Source organism: Pseudomonas moorei, from assembly GCF_008801475.1.
GTDB classification, from domain to species: Bacteria; Pseudomonadota; Gammaproteobacteria; order Pseudomonadales; family Pseudomonadaceae; genus Aquipseudomonas; species Aquipseudomonas moorei.
The window spans coordinates 28,781-47,691 of record NZ_VZPP01000017.1 but is presented as its reverse complement, the minus strand read 5'-3'; the positions used below and the strand labels follow the sequence as shown (position 1 = coordinate 47,691).

The window sequence follows — 18,911 nt, the reverse complement described above, 5'->3', positions numbered from 1 at the left end:
CCTGATTCTAACGGCGCATTGCGCCCTTGTCGTGTAGCGGAGAAAAGTGCTTGGACAGAGTGTTTATCGAAGGCCTGGAAGTCGACACCGTAATCGGTGCCTACGACTGGGAGCGAGGCATCCGACAGTGCTTGCGTCTTGATCTGAGTTTCGCCTGGGATAATCGCCCGGCAGCCGCCGGTGACGATCTGACCCTGGCGCTTGATTACGCGAGTGTTTCGTCGCGCATCCAGGCCTTTGCCGAGCAGGCGCAGTACCAACTGGTGGAAACCTTCGCCGAGCGTCTGGTTGAAGTGCTGATGAGCGAATTCAAAATCACCTGGATGCGTCTCAAGCTGACCAAGCCCGGTGCAGTGCCGGCCGCTACCGGCGGTGTGGGTGTGGAGATCGAGCGCGGATGTCGCTGACTCAGGTGTATCTCGGTCTCGGTAGCAATATCGAGCGTGAAGCCCATTTGCAGGCCGGCCTGGAGGCTTTGGCAGGATTTCTGGTGGACATCCGCTGCTCGGCGGTTTTCGAAAGCCAGCCGGTGGGGATCAAGAGCGGGCCGTTTTTCAATTTCGTGGTGTCGGCCTTTACCGATCTGCCTCTTATTGAACTGGATCGCCGGCTGAAATTCATCGAGGCGGACAATGGCCGCTACGCGCCCGATCGCAAGGGTTTGCCGCTGGACATCGATGTATTGCTGTTCGGTGATCTGGTGGGCAACTTCGATGGTTTGGTGTTGCCGCGAGCGGAAATTCTGAAAAATGCCTTCGTGCTGTGGCCGTTGTCGTTGATCGCGCCGGATCGAGTTCATCCGGGCGTCGGCAAGAGTTTCGCCACATTGTGGGCGCAATCGCAGATTGATCAAGTGCTGGCGCCCGTGGCCTTTGAGTGGCGTGGCATTCAACTGACACCTTCAGATTTGTTGTGACATTCATGACGCCATCGCGGGCTAGCCCACAGGTACGATGCAATCCCTGTGGGCTAGCCCGCGATGGCGTCAGTCAGAACGACGCGGTCTCTTTGTAGGCCTTCAACGCCTTGAGTCGTTCACGCTTGATCGCCTCACCCAGTTCCGGCCCCTTGAACCCCTTCTCCAGCAATGGCTGCACCGCAACACTGCGTGCCGCAGTCGCTGCCCCGCGCAGATAATCCACTTGTGGATAACTTCGCTGCTCCAGACCCCTGCGTCCGCGCGCGTCCATTTCGCATGCGGCGATAAATTCCTCGAACCGTTGCGGTCGACGGTAAACGTCGAAACTCTGCAGCAACTCCAGTAACGTCGACGGCTTTAGCTCCAGGGCACGATGGCCGTGCGTGTGGTATTCACCCACCAACAGCGCCAGTTCCTGACAATCCTTGGGGGCCTTGAAGCGTTCGTTGACCGCTTTGATCAGTTTCAGTCCCTTGAATTCGTGGGCGATGTGCCGAGGCCATTCTTCTTCCGGCGTCAGGCCTTTGCCCAGATCATGCAGCAGGCAGGCCCAACGCACGGTGAGCGGTTGCTTGTGGCGTGCGGCTTGTTCCAGCACGCTCAGGGTATGCGCGCCCGTGTCGATTTCCGGATGATGGGCTTGTGGCTGCGGCACGCCGAACAATGCATCGACTTCTGGCATCAGTTCTTTTAGTGCGCCGCATGCCCGCAGCACTTCAATGAATACTTGTGGCTGATCTTCCATCAGTGCGCGGGAGATTTCTTTCCAGCTGCGTTCCGCGGTCAGTGCTTGCAGCTCACCTGATTCGCTGAGTTGACGCATCAGTTCCAGCGTTTCGGGAGCGACGGTGAAGCCAAGCGCGGCATAACGGGCCGCGAAGCGCGCAACGCGCAGAACCCTCAGGGGATCTTCGGCAAACGCGGGGGAAACATGACGGAGCAGGCGCGCTTCAAGATCGCGTTGTCCGTGGTACGGATCGGTCAGGTTCTGTTGATCGTCTTCGGCCATGGCATTGATGGTCAGGTCGCGACGGATCAGATCTTCTTCAAGGGTCACTTCGGGGCTGGCGTGGAAGGTGAAGCCGCCGTAACCGCGTCCGCTTTTGCGTTCGGTGCGGGCGAGGGCGTATTCCTCTCCGCTTTTTGGGTGAAGGAATACCGGGAAGTCCGAGCCGACCGGGCGAAAGCCCTTGGCGAGCATTTCTTCGGTGGTGGCGCCCACCACAACCCAATCGATATCGGTGACAGGTTTGCCCAGCAGGCGATCTCGAACGGCACCGCCGACTTTATAAGTACGCATAAAAAACCTCCGTTAGCTCGACAGGATAACCGTTGCGTCGAGCTTTCGGAGGCCGAAACAGGATCAAAGATGTATGACGGCCAAATCCAGTCGACCGTAATCTCCCTCGCCGTGCTCGCCTCTGGGCGGAACGTGGTGGGTTTTCATCACTTGGTCGCCTTGCAGGGTCTCCAGGTGGATGTCGAAGCCCCAGAGGCGGTGCAAGTGCTTGAGCACTTCCTCGGTGGAGTCTCCCAGCGGTTTGCGATCATGTTGCTGGTGGCGCAGGGTCAACGAGCGGTCACCGCGCCGGTCGATGCTGTAGATCTGTACGTTGGGTTCGCGGTTACCCAGATTGTATTGGGCAGCGAGGGTTTCACGGATGATCCGATAGCCGCCTTCATCGTGGATGGCCGGTACCAGCAGGTCGTCCTTCTGGTCGTCATCGAGAATGCTGAACAGCTTCAGGTCGCGGATCACCTTGGGTGAGAGGTACTGCAGGATGAAACTCTCATCCTTGAAGCTGCTCATGGCGAATTTGATGGCCGCGAGCCAGTCGGTGCCGGCAATTTCCGGGAACCAGCGGTAATCCTCTTCCGTGGGTTCTTCGCACATGCGCCGGATGTCGCGGTACATGGCAAACCCCAGGGTGTAAGGGTTGATCCCGTTGTAGTACGGGCTGTCGAAACCGGGTTGAAAGACCACGCTGGTGTGGGACGTCAGGAACTCCATCATGAAGCCATCGGTGACCAGGCCCTCGTCGTACAGGTCGTTCATCAAGGTGTAGTGCCAGAACGTAGCCCAGCCCTCGTTCATTACCTGGGTCTGACGCTGTGGATAGAAATACTGGGCGATTTTTCGCACGATCCGTACGATTTCCCGTTGCCAGGGCTCCAACAGTGGCGCGTGTTTTTCGATGAAGTACAGGATGTTTTCCTGAGGCTCGGCGGGGAAGCGCGCATTGTCCTTGTCGCTGAATTTGTCTGCGCCTTTGGGAATGGTACGCCACAGATCATTGATCTGTTTCTGCATATGTTCTTCCCGGTCCTTTTGCCGGCGACGCTCTTCTTCGGCGGAGATCGGATAAGGGCGTTTGTAGCGATCGACTCCGTAGTTCATCAGGGCGTGGCAGGAATCGAGCAGGTCCTCGACCGCGTCGATGCCATGGCGTTCTTCGCACTGCATGATGTACTGCTTGGCGAACACCAGGTAATCGATGATCGAACTGGCGTCTGTCCAGGTGCGAAACAGGTAATTGCCTTTGAAAAAGCTGTTGTGCCCATAGCAGGCATGCGCAACCACCAGTGCCTGCATGCAGATGGTGTTTTCTTCCATCAGATAGGCGATACACGGGTCCGAATTGATGACGATCTCGTAGGCCAGACCCATCTGGCCGCGGCTGTAGGATTTTTCAGTGCTAAGGAAGTGTTTGCCGTAGGACCAGTGGTGATAACCCAGGGGCATGCCGACAGAGGCGTAGGCATCCATCATCTGCTCTGCGGTGATCACTTCAATCTGGTTGGGGTAAGTGTCGAGCGCATAGCGGGCCGCAAGACGACTGATTTCTTTGTCGTAGGCCTGGATCAGCTCGAACGTCCATTCCGAGCCGGTGGAAATGGGTTGGCGCTTCTGCTCTTTGGCGGTCATGTCACTAACCTGCGCTGGAAGAGTTCACGGAAGACCGGATAGATATCCCCGGCCGAGACCAGTTGTTGCTGGGCAAAAGTGTCAGAGAACGCTTCGGCGATGCGTTCATACTCGAACCACAAAGCCTGATGTTCGCGTGGAGTGATCTCAACGTAAGTGTAGTACTGGACGAACGGCATGATCTGGTTGATCAGGATGTCGCGGCAGATCGGCGAGTCGTCGTTCCAGTTGTCGCCGTCGGAAGCCTGGGCGGCGTAGATATTCCACTCATTGCTCGGATAGCGCTCGGCCATGATTTCCTGCATCAGCTTCAGGGCGCTGGACACGATGGTCCCACCGGTTTCGCGGGAGTAGAAAAACTCTTCCTCGTCCACTTCGCGGGCGCTGGTGTGGTGGCGGATGAACACGACGTCGATCTTGTCGTAATTACGCTTGAGGAACAGGTAGAGCAGGATAAAGAAGCGCTTGGCGATGTCCTTGGTCGCCTGAGTCATGGAGCCAGACACGTCCATCAGGCAAAACATCACGGCCTTTGAACTTGGATTGGGCTGCTTGATCAGCAGGTTGTACTTGAGGTCGAACGTGTCGAGAAACGGAACGCGATGGATACGTGCGCTGAGTTTTTCAATTTCGGCTTCGATTTTCTGAATATCGCCGAAATTGTCCGGTTCTTCTTGCTTGAGTCGCAGAAGTTCCTCTTTCGCTTCACGCAGTTTGGCCCGGCTGCTGCCGGACAGCGCAATTCGCCGTGCATGGGCTGAACGAAGGGTGCGAATGATGTTGATCCGCGATGGGTTACCCTCGTTACTGATGCCTGCGCGAACGGTTTTGAACGTGTCGGTGCCGGTCAGGTTGCGCTTGACCAGGTTCGGCAGCTCAAGATCCTCGAACATGAATTCGAGGAATTCTTCCTGGGTGATCTGGAAGACAAATTCATCCATCCCTTCGCCGGAGTTGCCGGCCTTGCCTGGCCCTCTGCCGCCGCCACCTCCCGGTGGGCGCGCAATGTGTTCGCCGCTGGTGAATTCCTTGTTACCCGGGTGCACGACTGTCTGCTTGCCACCGCGACCATGGTGAAGCACCGGCTCGTCAATGTCGCGGCCAGGGATGCTGATTTGCTCGCCGTGCTCCATATCGGTAATGGAGCGCCGGCTGACCGCCTCTTCGACAGCCTTCTTGATGTGATCACGGTAACGCCGCAGAAACCGCTGACGATTCACCGTGCTTTTGTTCTTGCCATTGAGACGTCGGTCGATCACATAGCTCATGACTGCTCCTTAGAAGCTGTCCTCAAAGGGGCAAGCAATCAAGCAGCACACCGAGTGCCAAGGGATGTACACGCTCCCCCAAGCGCTGTGGATACTGCCTGAACCTCGCTACTGCCTTTCGAACACCTTCCAGAGGCCTGTGTAACAGAAAATGCGTAAACAGGCCTCGGGCTGACGACAACCGGTCTGACCGGCAGCGGGTTATTGTGATTTTCTGACCCGCAGGTACCACTCGGACAGCAGTCGTACCTGTTTGTCGGTGTAGCCCCGCTCGACCATCCGTGTGACGAAGTCGTTGTGTTTCTGCTGGTCCTCTTTGCTGGCCTTGGCATTGAAGCTGATGACCGGCAGCAGGTCCTCGGTGTTGGAGAACATTTTCTTCTCGATGACCACCCGCAGTTTTTCGTAGCTGAGCCAGGTTGGGTTCTTGCCGTTGTTGTTGGCTCGGGCACGCAGTACGAAGTTGACGATTTCGTTGCGGAAATCCTTCGGATTGCTGATACCGGCCGGTTTTTCGATTTTCTCCAGCTCCTCGTTGAGTGCCACGCGGTTGAGGATTTCGCCGGTTTCCGGATCGCGGTATTCCTGATCCTGAATCCAGAAGTCGGCGTACAGCACGTAGCGGTCGAAGATGTTCTGGCCGTACTCGCTGTAAGACTCGAGGTAAGCGGTCTGGATCTCCTTGCCGATGAATTCGATGTAACGCGGTGCCAGGTATTCCTTGAGGAAACGCAGGTAGCGTTCGCGGGTTTCTGCCTGGAATTGTTCCTGTTCGATCTGTTGTTCCAGCACGTAGAGCAAGTGCACCGGGTTGGCGGCAATTTCGTGCGGGTCGAAGTTGAAGACCTTCGACAGGATTTTGAATGCGAAACGGGTCGAAAGACCGTTCATGCCTTCATCGACACCGGCATTGTCGCGGTATTCCTGGATCGACTTGGCCTTCGGATCGGTGTCCTTGAGGTTTTCGCCGTCGTACACGCGCATTTTGGAGTAGATGTTGGAGTTTTCCGGCTCCTTGAGGCGAGAAAGCACAGTGAACTGGGCGAGCATCTTCAGGGTGTCGGGCGCGCAATGGGCCTTGGCCAGCGAGCTGTTGAACAGCAGTTTGTCGTAGATCTTCACTTCGTCGCTGACCCGCAGGCAGTACGGCACTTTGACGATGTAGATCCGGTCGATGAACGCTTCGTTGTTCTTGTTGTTACGGAAGGTGTGCCATTCCGATTCGTTGGAGTGGGCCAGCAGGATCCCGGTGAACGGAATCGCGCCAAGACCTTCGGTACTGTTGTAGTTGCCTTCCTGGGTTGCCGTCAGCAATGGGTGCAGCACCTTGATCGGTGCCTTGAACATTTCGACGAACTCCATCAGGCCCTGGTTGGCCCGGCACAGTGCGCCCGAGTAGCTGTAGGCGTCGGCGTCGTTTTGTGGAAATTCTTCCAGTTTGCGGATATCGACCTTGCCCACCAGTGCCGAGATGTCCTGGTTGTTTTCATCTCCCGGCTCGGTTTTGGCCACGGCGATCTGGTTGAGGATCGATGGGTAGAGTTTCACCACGCGGAACTGGCTGATATCACCGCCGAATTCGGCCAGGCGTTTGGTGGCCCACGGCGACATGATGGTATTGAGGTAGCGCCGTGGAATGCCGAAGTCTTCCTCAAGGATCGCGCCATCTTCAGTGGCGTTGAACAGACCCAGAGGCGATTCGAAAACCGGCGAGCCCTTGATGGCGTAGAAGGGCACTTTTTCGATCAGTTGTTTCAGCTTCTCGGCCAGGGACGATTTACCGCCGCCTACAGGGCCGAGCAGATAGAGGATTTGTTTCTTCTCTTCCAGGCCCTGAGCGGCGTGGCGGAAATACGACACGATCTGGTCGATGCATTCTTCCATCCCGTGGAAGTCTTCAAAGGCCGGATAGCGACGGATGACCTTGTTGGAGAAGATTCGCGACAGCCTCGAATTGGTCGAAGTGTCGAGCAGTTCCGGTTCACCGATGGCCAGTAGCAGACGCTCGGCGGCGGAAGCGTAGGCGCTGCGGTCCTTTTTGCACAGCTCAAGATACTCTTGCAGCGTGAGTTCTTCCTGGCGTGTGGACTCGAAGCGTTGTTGGAAGTGGCTAAAGATACTCATGACGTCACCTCGCTCGATACGTGGAGCCGACGCCGGATCACTCAGTCGATGCTGGCAGCAACCGAACAGGCAGTTGCTGTTTACCCCCCAGAAATCTCTCGAAGCTGACGACTCCGAAAGCTACTCCCGATGACCCGTGCGCCGGTGTACCGGCTCTCCCCTGTTTTGGATGGCCTGCGCTTAAGGATAGTTGGGAATTCGGGAGGTAAAGGCGAGATACGCAATTAGTTGTGGCAGACCGTTCGTCTGCCACCGCGCTAGCCCGCGGGGGCCGGGGCTTGCGTGTTACAAAAAAATTATTCGCAAGTGCCTTGCGCCGTTTCCGAAGGAAAAGTCGCACGCCACAGCTCGAAACCGCCATCCATGCTGTAGACGTCAGAAAAGCCCTGGCTGATCAGGTAGGCGGCAGCGCTTTGGCTGGAGTTGCCGTGGTAGCAGACCACCACGGTCGGTGCGTCGAGGTCGGCGGCGCGGATGAAATCCGAGATCGAATGGTTGTCCAGATGCTTCGAGCCACTGATGTGCAGCGCGGCGTAGGTACCGGGATCACGGATATCGACCACCACTGCGCCTTTTTCGCGCAGGGCTTGGGCCTGTTCCGGGGGGATGCGTTTGAATTCGTTCATGTCGGGCTCCTTTGGCTCGGCTGAATGGGCAGTCTAGCGCGGGGCGCTGGCTGGCGATGTTTCGGGAATGGTTAAGGCGACTGGCGGCACGGCGGCACGGCGGCATGGCCATGTTCATCGCACTTGCAGGACAGGCGTTCGCCCGTATCGACATTCATCAGGGTCAGGGCGCCGCCCCAAACGCAGCCGGTGTCGAGGGCGGATATGCCTGGCTCCTCTACCTTGCCTTCCAGTGCCGCCCAGTGGCCAAAGATGATCTTCAGGTCCTTGGTCTTGCGTTCTTTGTGCTGGAACCAGGGTTTATAACCGGGCGGCGCTGATTCGAGCCCTTCCTTGCTCTTGAGGTCGAGTTTGCCGTCGGCGGTGCAGAAGCGCATGCGAGTGAAATAGTTGGTGATCACCCTCAGGCGAGTCACGCCTTTGAGGTCGCTGTCCCATTTCGCCGGATCGTTGCCGTACATGCCATCGAGATAGGGTGGGAACAGGTTGTCGTCGCGCAGGGCGGCCTCAACCTCGGCGGCGTATTTCAAGGCTTTGCGTAGCGACCATTGGGGTGGTATGCCTGCATGCACCAGCGCCACGTTGCGTTGCTCGTCGTAGTGCATGAGTTTTTGTTGGCGCAGCCAGTCCAGCAAATCGGTGCTATCGGGCGCTTCAATGATCTCGCGCAGGGTGTCGGCTTTTTTCAGACGTTCGATGTTCTGACCGGCGGCCAGTAAGTGCAGGTCATGGTTGCCGAGCACGCACACCAGCGATTCGCGGATGCTATAGAGGAAGCGCAGGGTCTCCAGTGACTGCGGGCCACGATTGACCAGGTCGCCTACCAGCCACAGGCGATCCTTAGCCGGATCGAAGGCGACTTTTTTGAGCAGGCACTGCATCGCTTCAAGGCAACCTTGCAGGTCTCCGATAGCGTAAGTCGCCATTAGTGCAAGGCCCCGGGTACCGCAAGGCGAAACGGGGCGATGATGGCGTCGAAGTGCGTACCGTCATCGGCAATCATTTGATAGCTGCCCTGCATGGTTCCGACTTTGGTAGTCATGACGGTTCCGCTGCTGTAGGTGTGGCTTTGGCCTGCCGCGATCAACGGTTGCTGGCCGACCACACCCGCACCGCGAACCTCTTCGACATGCCCGTCGCCATCGGTGATCACCCAGTGGCGTGACAACAGTTTGGCGGGTAACTCGCCATTGTTTTGCACGGTAATGGTGTAGGCGAAGGCAAAGCGGTCTTGTTCAGGTTGCGATTGTTCTGCCAGATAGCGGGTGACGACGCTGACGTCGACCTGATAACGAGGATCGGACATGCAAGAGGCCTTAAAAACGAAGCGGAACGCGGGGCTTAGCTGATGGAGATCAGTCTAGGCCAAGTATCGGATAGTAAACCAGACATGGGCGCTGGTGTCCTATCCGATAACGCGTCGGGTCTGTCAGATACCGGCAGGCTTCTGTAGGACTTGTTCGCTGAGCTTGTCGGCCAGGCGCACGAAGGCGGCCAGATCGAGCTGCTCGGGACGCAGGCTGCCATCGACGCCAGCGGCTTCGATTTCGGCATTGCTCAGCAGCAGCTTGAGGGTATTGCGCAAGGTTTTGCGGCGCTGGTTGAAGGCTTCGCGTACGACGCGTTCAAGCAGCCGGTGGTCTTTGGCGGGGTGCGGCAGCACCGCGTGGGGCACCAGTCGCACGATGGCCGAATCGACTTTCGGCGGTGGATTGAACGCGCCCGGGCCAACGTTGAACAGATGCTCCACCCGACAGTGATACTGGACCATGATCGACAATCGACCCCAATCACCACCACCCGGGCCTGCTGCCAGACGCTCGACCACTTCTTTTTGCAGCATGAAGTGCATGTCGCGAATCAGATGGGAGTTGTGCAGCAGGTGGAAAATCAGCGGGGTAGAGATGTTGTACGGCAAGTTGCCAACCACACGCAGGCTGCCGGGAGCAGCGTTCAGGCTGTTGAAGTCGAACTTAAGCGCGTCGCCCTGGTGCAGGTTGAAGTTGCTCTTGCCGGCGAACTGCTGGTTAAGGATCGGGATCAGATCCTTGTCCAGTTCCACCACGTCAAGTTGCGCGCCGCTGTTGAGCAGGCCTTCGGTCAATGCACCCTGGCCTGGGCCGATTTCCAGCATGCGGTCATCGGGTTTGGCGTGGATGGAGCGCAGGATGCGGTCGATGACGCCGGCATCGTGCAGAAAGTTCTGGCCGAAGCGCTTGCGCGCCCGGTGTTGGTATTGCTCGGTCATAAACGGGTCTCGGCCATCTGATAGGCGGTTTCCAGGGCGACTTGCAGGCTGCCGGTATCGATTTTGCCGCTGCCGGCCAGATCAAGCGCAGTGCCGTGATCGACCGAAGTGCGGATGATCGGCAAGCCGAGGGTCACATTGACTGCTGCGCCAAAGCCTTTGTATTTCAGCACAGGCAGGCCCTGGTCGTGGTACATCGCCAGCACTGCGTCGCAGTGCTCCAGATATTTGGGGGTAAACAGAGTGTCGGCGGGCAGGGGGCCACGCAGGTCCATGCCTTCGCCGCGCAGGCGCTCTAATGTGGGTTCGATAATGTCGATTTCTTCATGGCCCAGGTGTCCACCTTCGCCGGCGTGGGGGTTTAGCCCACAAACCAGGATCCGTGGCTGGGCAATGCCGAATTTTTGTTGCAGGTCGGCATGCAGAATGCGGGTGACCCGCTCCAGCCGCTCTGGCGTGATCGCATCGGCTATTTCGCGAAGGGGCAGGTGTGTGGTGACCAGGGCCACGCGCAGTCCTCGAGTGGCGAGCATCATGACCACTTGCGCGGTATGGGTCAGATCGGCGAGAAATTCGGTGTGCCCGGAAAAGGCAATCCCGGATTCGTTGATCACGCCCTTGTGCACGGGGGCGGTGATCATCCCCGCAAAGTGCCCGTCCAGGCAGCCTTGACCGGCTCGGGTCAGGGTTTTCAGGACGAATGCAGCATTGGCCTTGTCCAGTTGCCCGGCGACGACCTTGGCATTGAGCGGTGTATCCCAGACGTACAGGCTGTTGGCGGGGGCGGGGGCATCCGGCCAATTGTCCGGAGTGACCGGCAGCAAGTCGACAACCACACCCAGCTGCGCGGCCCGCTCAAGGAGCAGGTCACGGCTGGTGATGGCAATCAGGGGGTGCGGCTGGGCTTGCGAGGCAAGCAGCAGGCACAGGTCGGGACCTATGCCGGCCGGCTCGCCGGGTGTCAGCGCGAAACGTTTGGGCTTCACTGCGCGGCCTGGGTCGCGCCAGGGAGTTTGATTTCGACATACGCTTCGTCACGGATCTGACGCAGCCAGGTTTGCAGCTCTTCATCGTATTTGCGATTACGCAATACTGTCATCGCCTGCTGCTCGCGAGCCTGGGCGGTGTTGTCGGTGGCGCGGCGGCCAAGGACTTCCAGGACATGCCAGCCATATTGAGTCTTGAATGGCTTGGACAATTGACCTTGTGGGGTCTTGGCCATGACTTCGCGGAATTCCGGAACCAACACGTTCGGATCGATCCAGTTCAGGTCTCCGCCATTGAGGGCGGAACCGGGGTCTTCCGAGTAGCTTTTTGCCAGCTCGCCGAAGTCTTCGCCCGCTTCAATGCGGGTATAGAGCGACTGAGCCAGGGCCTTGGTTTTTTCTTCGTCGCGAATCGGGCTTGGTTTGACCAGGATGTGACGCACATGCACTTCGTCACGCACCTGGGTCTCGCCGCCACGCTTGTCGGTGACTTTCAGGATGATGAAGCCGCCCGGTGTGCGCATTGGCTGGGTCACATCGCCAACTGCCATGGTGCTCAGCAGGCGATCGAATGGTGGTGGCAGTTGAGCGGCTTTACGCCAGCCCATGTCGCCACCTTCCAGTGCGGTTTCGCTGGCGGATTTGGCGATGGCCAATTGACCGAAGTCAGCGCCTTGCTTGAGTTGCTGGTAAACCGCATCAGCCTGTTTGGCAGCATTCTGAATCGCCTCGGAGTTGGCGCTTTCCGGCGTAGGAATCAGGATGTTGGCCAGTCGGAACTCTTCGGATAGCTGCATTTTGCCGAGATCCGAAGCCAGGAAGTTCTTCACTTCCTGCTCGGAGACCTGGATGCGCTCAGCCACACGGCGCTGACGCACGCGGCTGATGACCATCTCGCGACGAATCTGGTCGCGGGCGTCGTCAAAAGACAGGCCGTCGCGAGTCAGCGCGGCGCGGAATTGATCGATCGACATGTTGTTGCGTTGAGCAATGGTGCCGACAGCCTGGTTGAGTTCTTCCTCGGTGATACGGATACCGGAACGTTCGCCAATCTGCAGTTGCAGGTTTTCGACGATCAGGCGCTCAAGCACCTGTTGCTCCAGCACACTGGCCGGTGGTACGGCAGAGCCACGCTTGGCGATGGTTTGCTGAACTTCATGGACACGTTGGTCCAGTTGGCTCTGCATGACCACGTCGTTGTCGACGATAGCCACCACCTTGTCGATGGACTGCACCGCGGCGTTGGCCGCAGTACCCAGGAACAGCGCGCCCAGCAGCAGCGGGCGCAGACAATCAGAAAGCTTGGTCTTCACGTTCACGATAACCTTGGATGCCTTTGTCGAGGAAACTCTCTACTTTGGCGCCGGTGAGGCCGCCGAGTCCCTTCAGAACGATTTGTAGGAATACGCCGTGGTCGCCTTTTTCGTTTTGCGGTGCTTCCTGACTGAATTCGTCGTAGGAAACCCAGTAACGGTTGATCAGGCGCAGTTTCCAGCAGCAGTTGTCGTACTCGAAACCACCGAAGGCTTCCAGTGTACGGTTGCGGTTGTAGTCGTACTGCCAGCGGCTGATGGCGTTCCATTGCGGCACGACCGGCCAGATCACCGAGAAGTCGTGCTGTTCGATTTTGTAGTAATCCTTCACATAGCCAGGCGTGCCAGGGGTGCCGTAGTCACCACCGCCCACCGACCACTTGCCGGTTGTCTGGTCGTAACGGACCTGGTCATTGCGATAGCGGTAGCCGGCGTTGATGACCTTGTTCGGGTTGTCTTCAGGCTGGTAGTGGAACATCGCACTGCCCGAGCGAGGGCTGCGGCTGTCCGGGTCCCAGTTGTAATCGGCGGTAGTGCGCCAGTCGCGGTTCCAGCGATATTCGTATTCCAGTGCGTAAGGCGAAACGTTCGAATGCGCATCCTGACGGGTTTTCGGGTCAATGCCTGGCAACTGGACTTCACGGTCCTTGAAGTACAAGGCCTGGCCGACGCTGATGCGTTGACGTTCAAAGCCGCTGTCTTCGATCCAGCGGTTTGTCACGCCCAGGGACAGCTTGTTCTCGTCACCGACACGGTCGGAACCGGAGAAGCGGTTGTCACGGAACAACGACGCATAGTTGAAGGTGTATTCACCGGTGTCGAATACCGGAATGTCTTGTTGATCCTTCTCTGGGACATAGAGGTAGTAGAGACGGGGTTCAAGGGTCTGGCGATAGTTCTTGCCGAACCATTGGGTGTTGCGATCGAAATACAGGCCGCTGTCGATGCTGGCGATCGGCACGCCACGATTCTGGGTGCTGCCGAAGGTTCCGTTCAGCTGATCCTGTTCTGCGGACTGCGCGGCAATCTGGCTTTTGCCGATGCTGTCGAGATCCAGTTGATACTGGGTGTACTGGTACTTAAGAGTCGGCTTGAGGAAGCCGTAGGTCCAGTTCAGCGGCAGGCTGACGGCCGGTGCAAGATTGAGGCGATCGCCGTTAGCGCGCGCCAGACCTTGAACGTTGGTATCCAGTCGTGGCGACACGTTGCCGTCCACATCGGTGAACGTGCCATTTTTCAGGTCACGATCAAACCGCACGACTTCAGTGTTGTAAGTGAAATCCAGGCCGTTCGGATGATAAGGCAGCGCACCATCGAAGGTGATTTGCGGCAGACGGTCATACGGGGTGATGTTCGAAACGGTTGCAAGCTCGTAAGCCTGGGCATTCACGCGCGCGGTGTAGCTGTCACCCCGATAGGTGACGGAACCTTGTTGGTTCACGTAATCAGCACTTTTCACACCAATCTGGTCGGTCTGCAGATCCTGGAAGTAATAAGGATCGCTGATCTTGGTGTAATCGACTTGCGTGAAGACTCGCGAATCCAGACCACCCTTGTGCTGCCAGTTATACATGTAGCGGTCTTTTGTGTAATCGGTCTGCTTGCTGCGTTCGGTGTCGTCGTCATTGAGGTACGCAGCACCGAACTGACCTTCGCTGGACTTGGTCAGGTAGCGGAATTCGCCCTCCATCAACAGGCCGCGTTTGCTCATGTAGCGCGGGTACAACGTGGCATCGTAGTTCGGTGCCAGGTTGAAGTAATACGGTGTCACCAGCATGAAGCCGGTATCAGTGCCGGTGCCGATTGTTGGCGGCAGGAAGCCGGACTGGCGACGGTCATCGATCGGGAAGTAGATGTAAGGCGTGTACAGGACCGGAATGTCCTTGACCCGCAATGTCACGTTGGTCGCAGTACCGAAACCGGTGGCCGGGTTCAAGGTGATGTTGTTGCCCTTGAGTTGCCAGGCGTTGCTGTTCGGTTCACACGTGGTGTACGTACCATCCTTGAGGCGGATGATCGCGTTTTCGGCACGTTTGGCGTATAGCGCGTTACCGCGGATACGGGACTTGTGCATCACGTATTCGGCGTTATCGACCTTGGCCTCGCCTGTGTCGAGCTGAACATCGGCATGGTCGCCCACGATCAGTGCGCCATTGTCGCGAATGCGCACATTGCCATTCAGTTCGCCACGGCTCTCGGCCTGGTAAAGGCTGGCTTCGTCGGCTTCGACCTGCATGCTGCCCTGGCGCATGACCACGTCGCCGGCCAGGGTGGCAATTTGCTCATCCTGCTTGTAGCGAGAGGCTTTCGCGCCGATAAAGGTTGGTGCGTCACTTTTATTCGTCTTGTCATTCATGCCAGGACGAATCGGTTCGATATAGGAACCAGAGCAGTAAGGACCGGTTTCGGCCAATTGTGCTGCTGTGAGCTGATCGCGTGGAACCCAGTCGAGGTGGCTGTAGTCTTCGCTACGCGACTTCAGACCGCGACCCTCGGACTCGGTGACGAGCGCGGGCTTGGCGCCGGTTTCTGCGCTGGTACCTTCCTGTGCAGGGGCCTCGCCAGTGGCGCTGACGGCACTGCCTTCATGCACTGGACGTGGTGGCAAAGCCGCTGCTGGAGATTTTGGCGCACAGGCCCAGGCACCCGAAGCAGAGACTGAGCAGTCATACTGTTCCGCGGCGACCACGTAGGAAGTGGCTAGAGGTTGCAAGGCCAGCATGCTGCCGGTTACCAACAACGGAAATTTTTTACGAAACGCGGGGGATTTCAATGCCATCTTATTAGTCCGGGCTTCCTGCGTGCCATCTGCCCGCGGTGTGGGCCGCACGCCTCTCGATGGTCTGAAAAAGATGCTGGATAATAAAGCATGACCCGCTTGACGGCTAGCGCCGTCGGAGACCCTTGCAATGCCTGACCAAGATGTACGTTTGCAACACCTGAAAGTTTGGCTCGATGAGCAATTGGCGATCCTGTATGCAGAGCAAGGCTGGGGTGCCGTCCCCCCGGCCACGTTGACCGCCGCCAGTAGTGACGCGAGTTTCCGGCGGTATTTTCGCTGGGAAGGCGCGGGTAAAAGTTTCATTGTGATGGATGCGCCACCGCCTCAGGAAAACTGCAAACCCTTCGTGGATATTGCATTTTTGCTGGCGAAATCCGGAATTAACGTGCCGAAAATTTATGCCGAGGACCTCGAGCGCGGTTTTCTTTTGCTCAATGACCTGGGTAACAAGACCTATCTGGACGTAATCGACAGCGAAAATGCCGACGATTTGTTCGCCGATGCCTTGCAAGCACTGCTGGCGTTTCAGCAGCTGCCGATGGTTGCGCCGCTGCCCAGTTATGATGTGGCGCTGCTGCGACGCGAACTTGAGCTGTTCCCGGAGTGGTACGTGAAACGCGAGCTGGGCATCGAATTCGACGCCGCGCAGCAAGTGCTTTGGCAGCAGGTCAGCGATCTGTTGATCGACAGCGCCCTGGCTCAGCCGAAGGTCCTCGTACATCGCGACTACATGCCACGCAATCTGATGCTCAGCGAGCCGAATCCCGGTGTGCTGGATTTCCAGGATGCCGTTTACGGCCCGGTTACTTATGACGTGACTTGTCTGTTCAAGGATGCCTTTCTCAGTTGGCCCGAGGCGCGCGTGCGTGGCTGGCTGGAAAGTTACTGGCAGCAGGCCGCGGCGTTGAATATTCCGGTTCAACCCGACTTCGAAGATTTCCTGCGCGCCAGTGACTTGATGGGTGTGCAGCGTCACCTGAAAGTGATCGGCATCTTCGCCCGTATCTGTCACCGCGACGGCAAGCCACGTTACCTGGCCGATGTGCCGCGTTTCTTTGCTTATATAGATGAGGTGATCGCGCGTCGTCCGGAGTTGGCTGAACTGGACGTGTTGCTGGCCAGTCTGCGCGCTGGAGTGACGGCATGAAGGCAATGATTCTGGCAGCGGGTAAAGGCGAGCGCATGCGCCCGCTGACGCTGACCACGCCTAAACCGCTGATTCGCGCAGGCGGTGTGCCCTTGATCGAGTATCACCTGCGCGCGCTCGCCGCGGCAGGGTTTACCGAGATCGTGATCAACCATGCCTGGCTGGGTCAGCAGATCGAAGACTATCTGGGCGATGGCTCGCGGTACGGCGTGCACATTCAATACTCGCCGGAAGGGGAGCCGCTGGAAACGGGAGGCGGGATTTTCCGCGCATTGCCGTTGTTGGGTGATGAGGCGTTCGTGGTGGTCAACGGCGATATCTGGACCGATTACGACTTCAGCGTGTTGCATCAGCCGATTGCCGGTCTGGCTCACCTGGTGCTGGCGAACAACCCGGACCACCATCCGGCCGGGGACTTCCAGTTGATCGACGGGCAGGTCCGCGACGCTCAACCGGACGTTGCCACCTTGACCTACAGTGGTATTGCAGTGCTGCACCCGCAGTTGTTCGAAGGGTGCTCTGCCGGGGCGTTCAAGCTTGCGCCGTTGCTGCGCACGGCAATGGCGAACGGGCAAGTCTCCGGCGAACGGCTGAACGGGCAGTGGGTCGATGTCGGAACTCATGAACGATTGGCGCAAGCAGAAACCTTGATTGAAGCGAGACGCTGACATGCTATGGCCAGGGACTCTGATTGGAGCCGGAGCGGGTTTTGCCATTGCCAGCATTCCGGGGGCCTTGCTGGGTGCGTTGTTGGGGCAGGCGCTGGACCGGCGCCTGCACTTGCAGAGCTGGGGGCACTTGCTGGAAAAGCTCGGTGGTCGCCCGACGCTGCGCAATGATGAACTGTTGTTTGTATTGTTGGGGCGATTGGCCAAGAGTGACGGGCAGGTAATGGATGGCCATATCCAGCAGGCGCGGCAGGAAATGCGTGCGCTGGAGATGAATGAATCGGCTCAGCGTCGGGCGATAGCGGCATTCAATCGCGGCAAGTCGGGCAACGATCGGTTGCGTGGTTATCTGCGCCGCTTGAGTGCTCAACCCCATGCGGCAGAAGGGGTGTTGCGCGCCTGTTGGCGGATGATCTGGGCGGACGGTCGGGCCGGCACCCGTGAGCGGGAGTTGATTGCCCAATGGGGGCGGTGGCTGGGCTGGCGGTCGTATCAGGTGCAGGCGTTGGCGGCGGACTATGAGCCGCAGAAGCGGTCGGTGGCGAATAAAGCAGCCACCTATCAAGACGCCATGCGGTTGTTGGGCGTGTCAGCCACCACCGAGCCGGCGCAGATCAAGCGTGCCTATCGCCGCCTGCTCAGTCGTCATCATCCGGACAAGGTTGCCGGCAACGGCGCAACGGAGCAGCAGGTCCGCGAAGCGACCGAGAAGACCCGTGAATTGCATGGCGCTTATATGCTGATTCGTCAGCGGAGGGATTTTTGATAGCGGCAACGGTTTGTAGGGCGAGCGCCGCCGCCATCGCTGGCCAGCCAGCGCCTGCAGGATTTGCGTTTTGCTGCAGGCGTTGGCGGCTCGGTCACTCAGTTCGCCACAGGCTGAGGATTCAACCAACCCCGAACCCGGCGCACTAACTGCTCCTGTTCTGCCTTGGCATTACCCGGTAACGCCTTGAGTGAAACCTGGCTGAACGCCGAAGCCTTCAAGCGTTTGCTGGCCTGCAAGCGGGCAAGCGCCGCGTTGCGATCCAGTGGTTTGTCCATGTAGTAAATATCGGCGGTAGGCAGTTTCAGGGTTGGCGTGAGTTCATCCAGCGCGGGTTTCGCTTGAACCGGCGTCTGCGCGGCAACCATCACGAATCGCTCGACCTGCGATGTCTGTTTTTCACTCAGATACCGTGCGGCCCAGTAGGCCCCCGTACCATGCCCCAATACCACAATGCTGCGCGCGCTTTGCTGTTCGGCGAACGCGATAGCGGCATCGATACGGGCGAAGATCCGCTCGGCGTCGGCCTTGGCCTGTTCTTCGGTGGTTTCGGCGATGGCCTTGTCGGCCACATCCGCTTCGCCGCCAGCGGCCTGTTCAATGGGCGCTGCGGTGGTCGAATCCTTGCTGCCGGTGTCCGCCGCCTTGGGGACTGGTGGCACTTCGACGATACGCGGTGCAATGGCATCGCTTTGCAGGTCCGGCAAGGTGATACTCAGGCTGCTCCACGCTGCGTTCGGCAAGTTGCGCCGCAAAGGACCGATCGCTTGAGGCCAGTCAACGGTTTCGCCCGCGCCTGGGATGATAATTACCGCGCCTTTGGGTTCGGCGGTATTGGCCGGTTTCCACAAGGCCAGGAAAGAATCGCTGCCTGCTTGCAGTTGTTGCTGTTCCTGGGCCGGGATTTTCCGCTCGAGTGCGGTCGCTTCTTCCTGACTACGCTCAGGCAAGGGCTGGCGCTCGACCGGTTTTTCTTCGGCGGGCTTTTGCGTGGCGGCGGGTGCCGGGTCGGCAGCTTCGACGGAAAAAGCGCAAGGCAGGATCAGCGACAGGCACAATGCTGGCAGTGCCAGGCGGTAGACAGGGGGCATCGGATATTCCAGGCCAGAAGTAATTCCGGCAGCCTAATGGGTTGGTC

Annotated in this window: 16 protein-coding genes and 1 pseudogene; 5 read left to right on the top strand and 12 right to left on the bottom strand. The window is 58.3% G+C overall.

The window, feature by feature from the left end:
• The first annotated feature begins 50 nt into the window (after positions 1 to 50).
• Both folB and folK read left to right on the top strand, forming a co-directional pair.
• Positions 51 to 407 carry a dihydroneopterin aldolase gene (gene folB / locus F7R06_RS26740; protein ID WP_015097071.1) on the top strand — a complete coding sequence of 119 codons (357 nt, stop codon included), beginning with the start codon at positions 51 to 53 and terminating at the stop codon, positions 405 to 407.
• A complete protein-coding gene (folK, locus tag F7R06_RS26735; protein WP_090325719.1) occupies positions 398 to 916 on the top strand; it encodes a 2-amino-4-hydroxy-6-hydroxymethyldihydropteridine diphosphokinase in 519 nt (172 codons plus the stop codon). The genes folB and folK overlap by 10 nt, the downstream gene beginning before the upstream one ends.
• A gap of 73 nt (positions 917 to 989) precedes the next feature.
• On the opposite strand, the gene F7R06_RS26730 is transcribed toward folK, so the two are convergent.
• From F7R06_RS26730 to F7R06_RS26680, 11 genes and pseudogenes are all read right to left on the bottom strand, one after another.
• Positions 990 to 2,219, bottom strand: a complete 1,230-nt coding sequence (locus F7R06_RS26730; protein ID WP_090325718.1) for a multifunctional CCA addition/repair protein — start codon at positions 2,217 to 2,219, stop codon at positions 990 to 992.
• A 63-nt stretch (positions 2,220 to 2,282) separates the two neighbouring features.
• Positions 2,283 to 3,845, bottom strand: a complete 1,563-nt coding sequence (locus F7R06_RS26725; RefSeq protein WP_090325717.1) for a SpoVR family protein — start codon at positions 3,843 to 3,845, stop codon at positions 2,283 to 2,285.
• Positions 3,842 to 5,113 (bottom strand): YeaH/YhbH family protein, encoded by a 1,272-nt coding sequence (locus F7R06_RS26720; RefSeq protein WP_007947798.1) that lies wholly within the window; start codon positions 5,111 to 5,113, stop codon positions 3,842 to 3,844. The genes F7R06_RS26725 and F7R06_RS26720 overlap by 4 nt, the downstream gene beginning before the upstream one ends.
• 201 nt (positions 5,114 to 5,314) lie before the next feature.
• Positions 5,315 to 7,237 (bottom strand): PrkA family serine protein kinase, encoded by a 1,923-nt coding sequence (locus F7R06_RS26715; RefSeq protein WP_047534149.1) that lies wholly within the window; start codon positions 7,235 to 7,237, stop codon positions 5,315 to 5,317.
• A 296-nt stretch (positions 7,238 to 7,533) separates the two neighbouring features.
• Positions 7,534 to 7,863: a thiosulfate sulfurtransferase GlpE gene (gene glpE / locus F7R06_RS26710; RefSeq protein WP_090325716.1), complete on the bottom strand. Its 330-nt coding sequence runs from the start codon at positions 7,861 to 7,863 to the stop codon at positions 7,534 to 7,536.
• Positions 7,864 to 7,896: 33 nt separating this feature from the next.
• Positions 7,897 to 8,789: pseudogene (locus F7R06_RS26705) on the bottom strand (symmetrical bis(5'-nucleosyl)-tetraphosphatase).
• The gene (gene apaG / locus F7R06_RS26700; RefSeq protein WP_090325715.1) at positions 8,789 to 9,169 is read right to left on the bottom strand and encodes a Co2+/Mg2+ efflux protein ApaG; all 381 of its coding nucleotides are present in this window, start codon (positions 9,167 to 9,169) and stop codon (positions 8,789 to 8,791) included. Before apaG ends, F7R06_RS26705 begins: the two are co-directional and overlap by 1 nt.
• 123 nt (positions 9,170 to 9,292) lie before the next feature.
• Complete coding sequence (rsmA, locus tag F7R06_RS26695) at positions 9,293 to 10,111, bottom strand: 16S rRNA (adenine(1518)-N(6)/adenine(1519)-N(6))-dimethyltransferase RsmA (protein WP_090325713.1); 819 nt, start codon at positions 10,109 to 10,111, stop codon at positions 9,293 to 9,295.
• Positions 10,108 to 11,097, bottom strand: a complete 990-nt coding sequence (pdxA, locus tag F7R06_RS26690) for a 4-hydroxythreonine-4-phosphate dehydrogenase PdxA (RefSeq protein WP_090325711.1) — start codon at positions 11,095 to 11,097, stop codon at positions 10,108 to 10,110. The genes rsmA and pdxA overlap by 4 nt, the downstream gene beginning before the upstream one ends.
• On the bottom strand, positions 11,094 to 12,416 hold the full coding sequence (surA, locus tag F7R06_RS26685) for a peptidylprolyl isomerase SurA (RefSeq protein ID WP_174552489.1): 1,323 nt from the start codon (positions 12,414 to 12,416) through the stop codon (positions 11,094 to 11,096). Before surA ends, pdxA begins: the two co-directional genes overlap by 4 nt.
• Entirely contained in the window at positions 12,391 to 15,189 is a 2,799-nt protein-coding gene (locus F7R06_RS26680; protein WP_090325709.1) for an LPS-assembly protein LptD, read from the bottom strand. The genes surA and F7R06_RS26680 overlap by 26 nt, the downstream gene beginning before the upstream one ends.
• A gap of 130 nt (positions 15,190 to 15,319) precedes the next feature.
• On the opposite strand from F7R06_RS26680, the gene F7R06_RS26675 reads away from it, so the two are divergent.
• From F7R06_RS26675 to F7R06_RS26665, 3 genes are read left to right on the top strand one after another with little or no spacing between them, the layout of a single operon-like run.
• A complete protein-coding gene (locus tag F7R06_RS26675) occupies positions 15,320 to 16,339 on the top strand; it encodes an aminoglycoside phosphotransferase family protein (protein ID WP_090325707.1) in 1,020 nt (339 codons plus the stop codon).
• Positions 16,336 to 17,007 carry an N-acetylmuramate alpha-1-phosphate uridylyltransferase MurU gene (murU, locus tag F7R06_RS26670; protein ID WP_090325704.1) on the top strand — a complete coding sequence of 224 codons (672 nt, stop codon included), beginning with the start codon at positions 16,336 to 16,338 and terminating at the stop codon, positions 17,005 to 17,007. Before F7R06_RS26675 ends, murU begins: the two co-directional genes overlap by 4 nt.
• 1 nt (position 17,008) lies before the next feature.
• Positions 17,009 to 17,773, top strand: a complete 765-nt coding sequence (locus tag F7R06_RS26665) for a DnaJ domain-containing protein (protein WP_090325703.1) — start codon at positions 17,009 to 17,011, stop codon at positions 17,771 to 17,773.
• 98 nt (positions 17,774 to 17,871) lie between these two features.
• Here F7R06_RS26665 and F7R06_RS26660 read toward each other — a convergent pair whose 3' ends face one another.
• Positions 17,872 to 18,864 carry an alpha/beta hydrolase family protein gene (locus F7R06_RS26660; protein ID WP_090325701.1) on the bottom strand — a complete coding sequence of 331 codons (993 nt, stop codon included), beginning with the start codon at positions 18,862 to 18,864 and terminating at the stop codon, positions 17,872 to 17,874.
• Between the last annotated feature and the right edge of the window lie 47 nt (positions 18,865 to 18,911).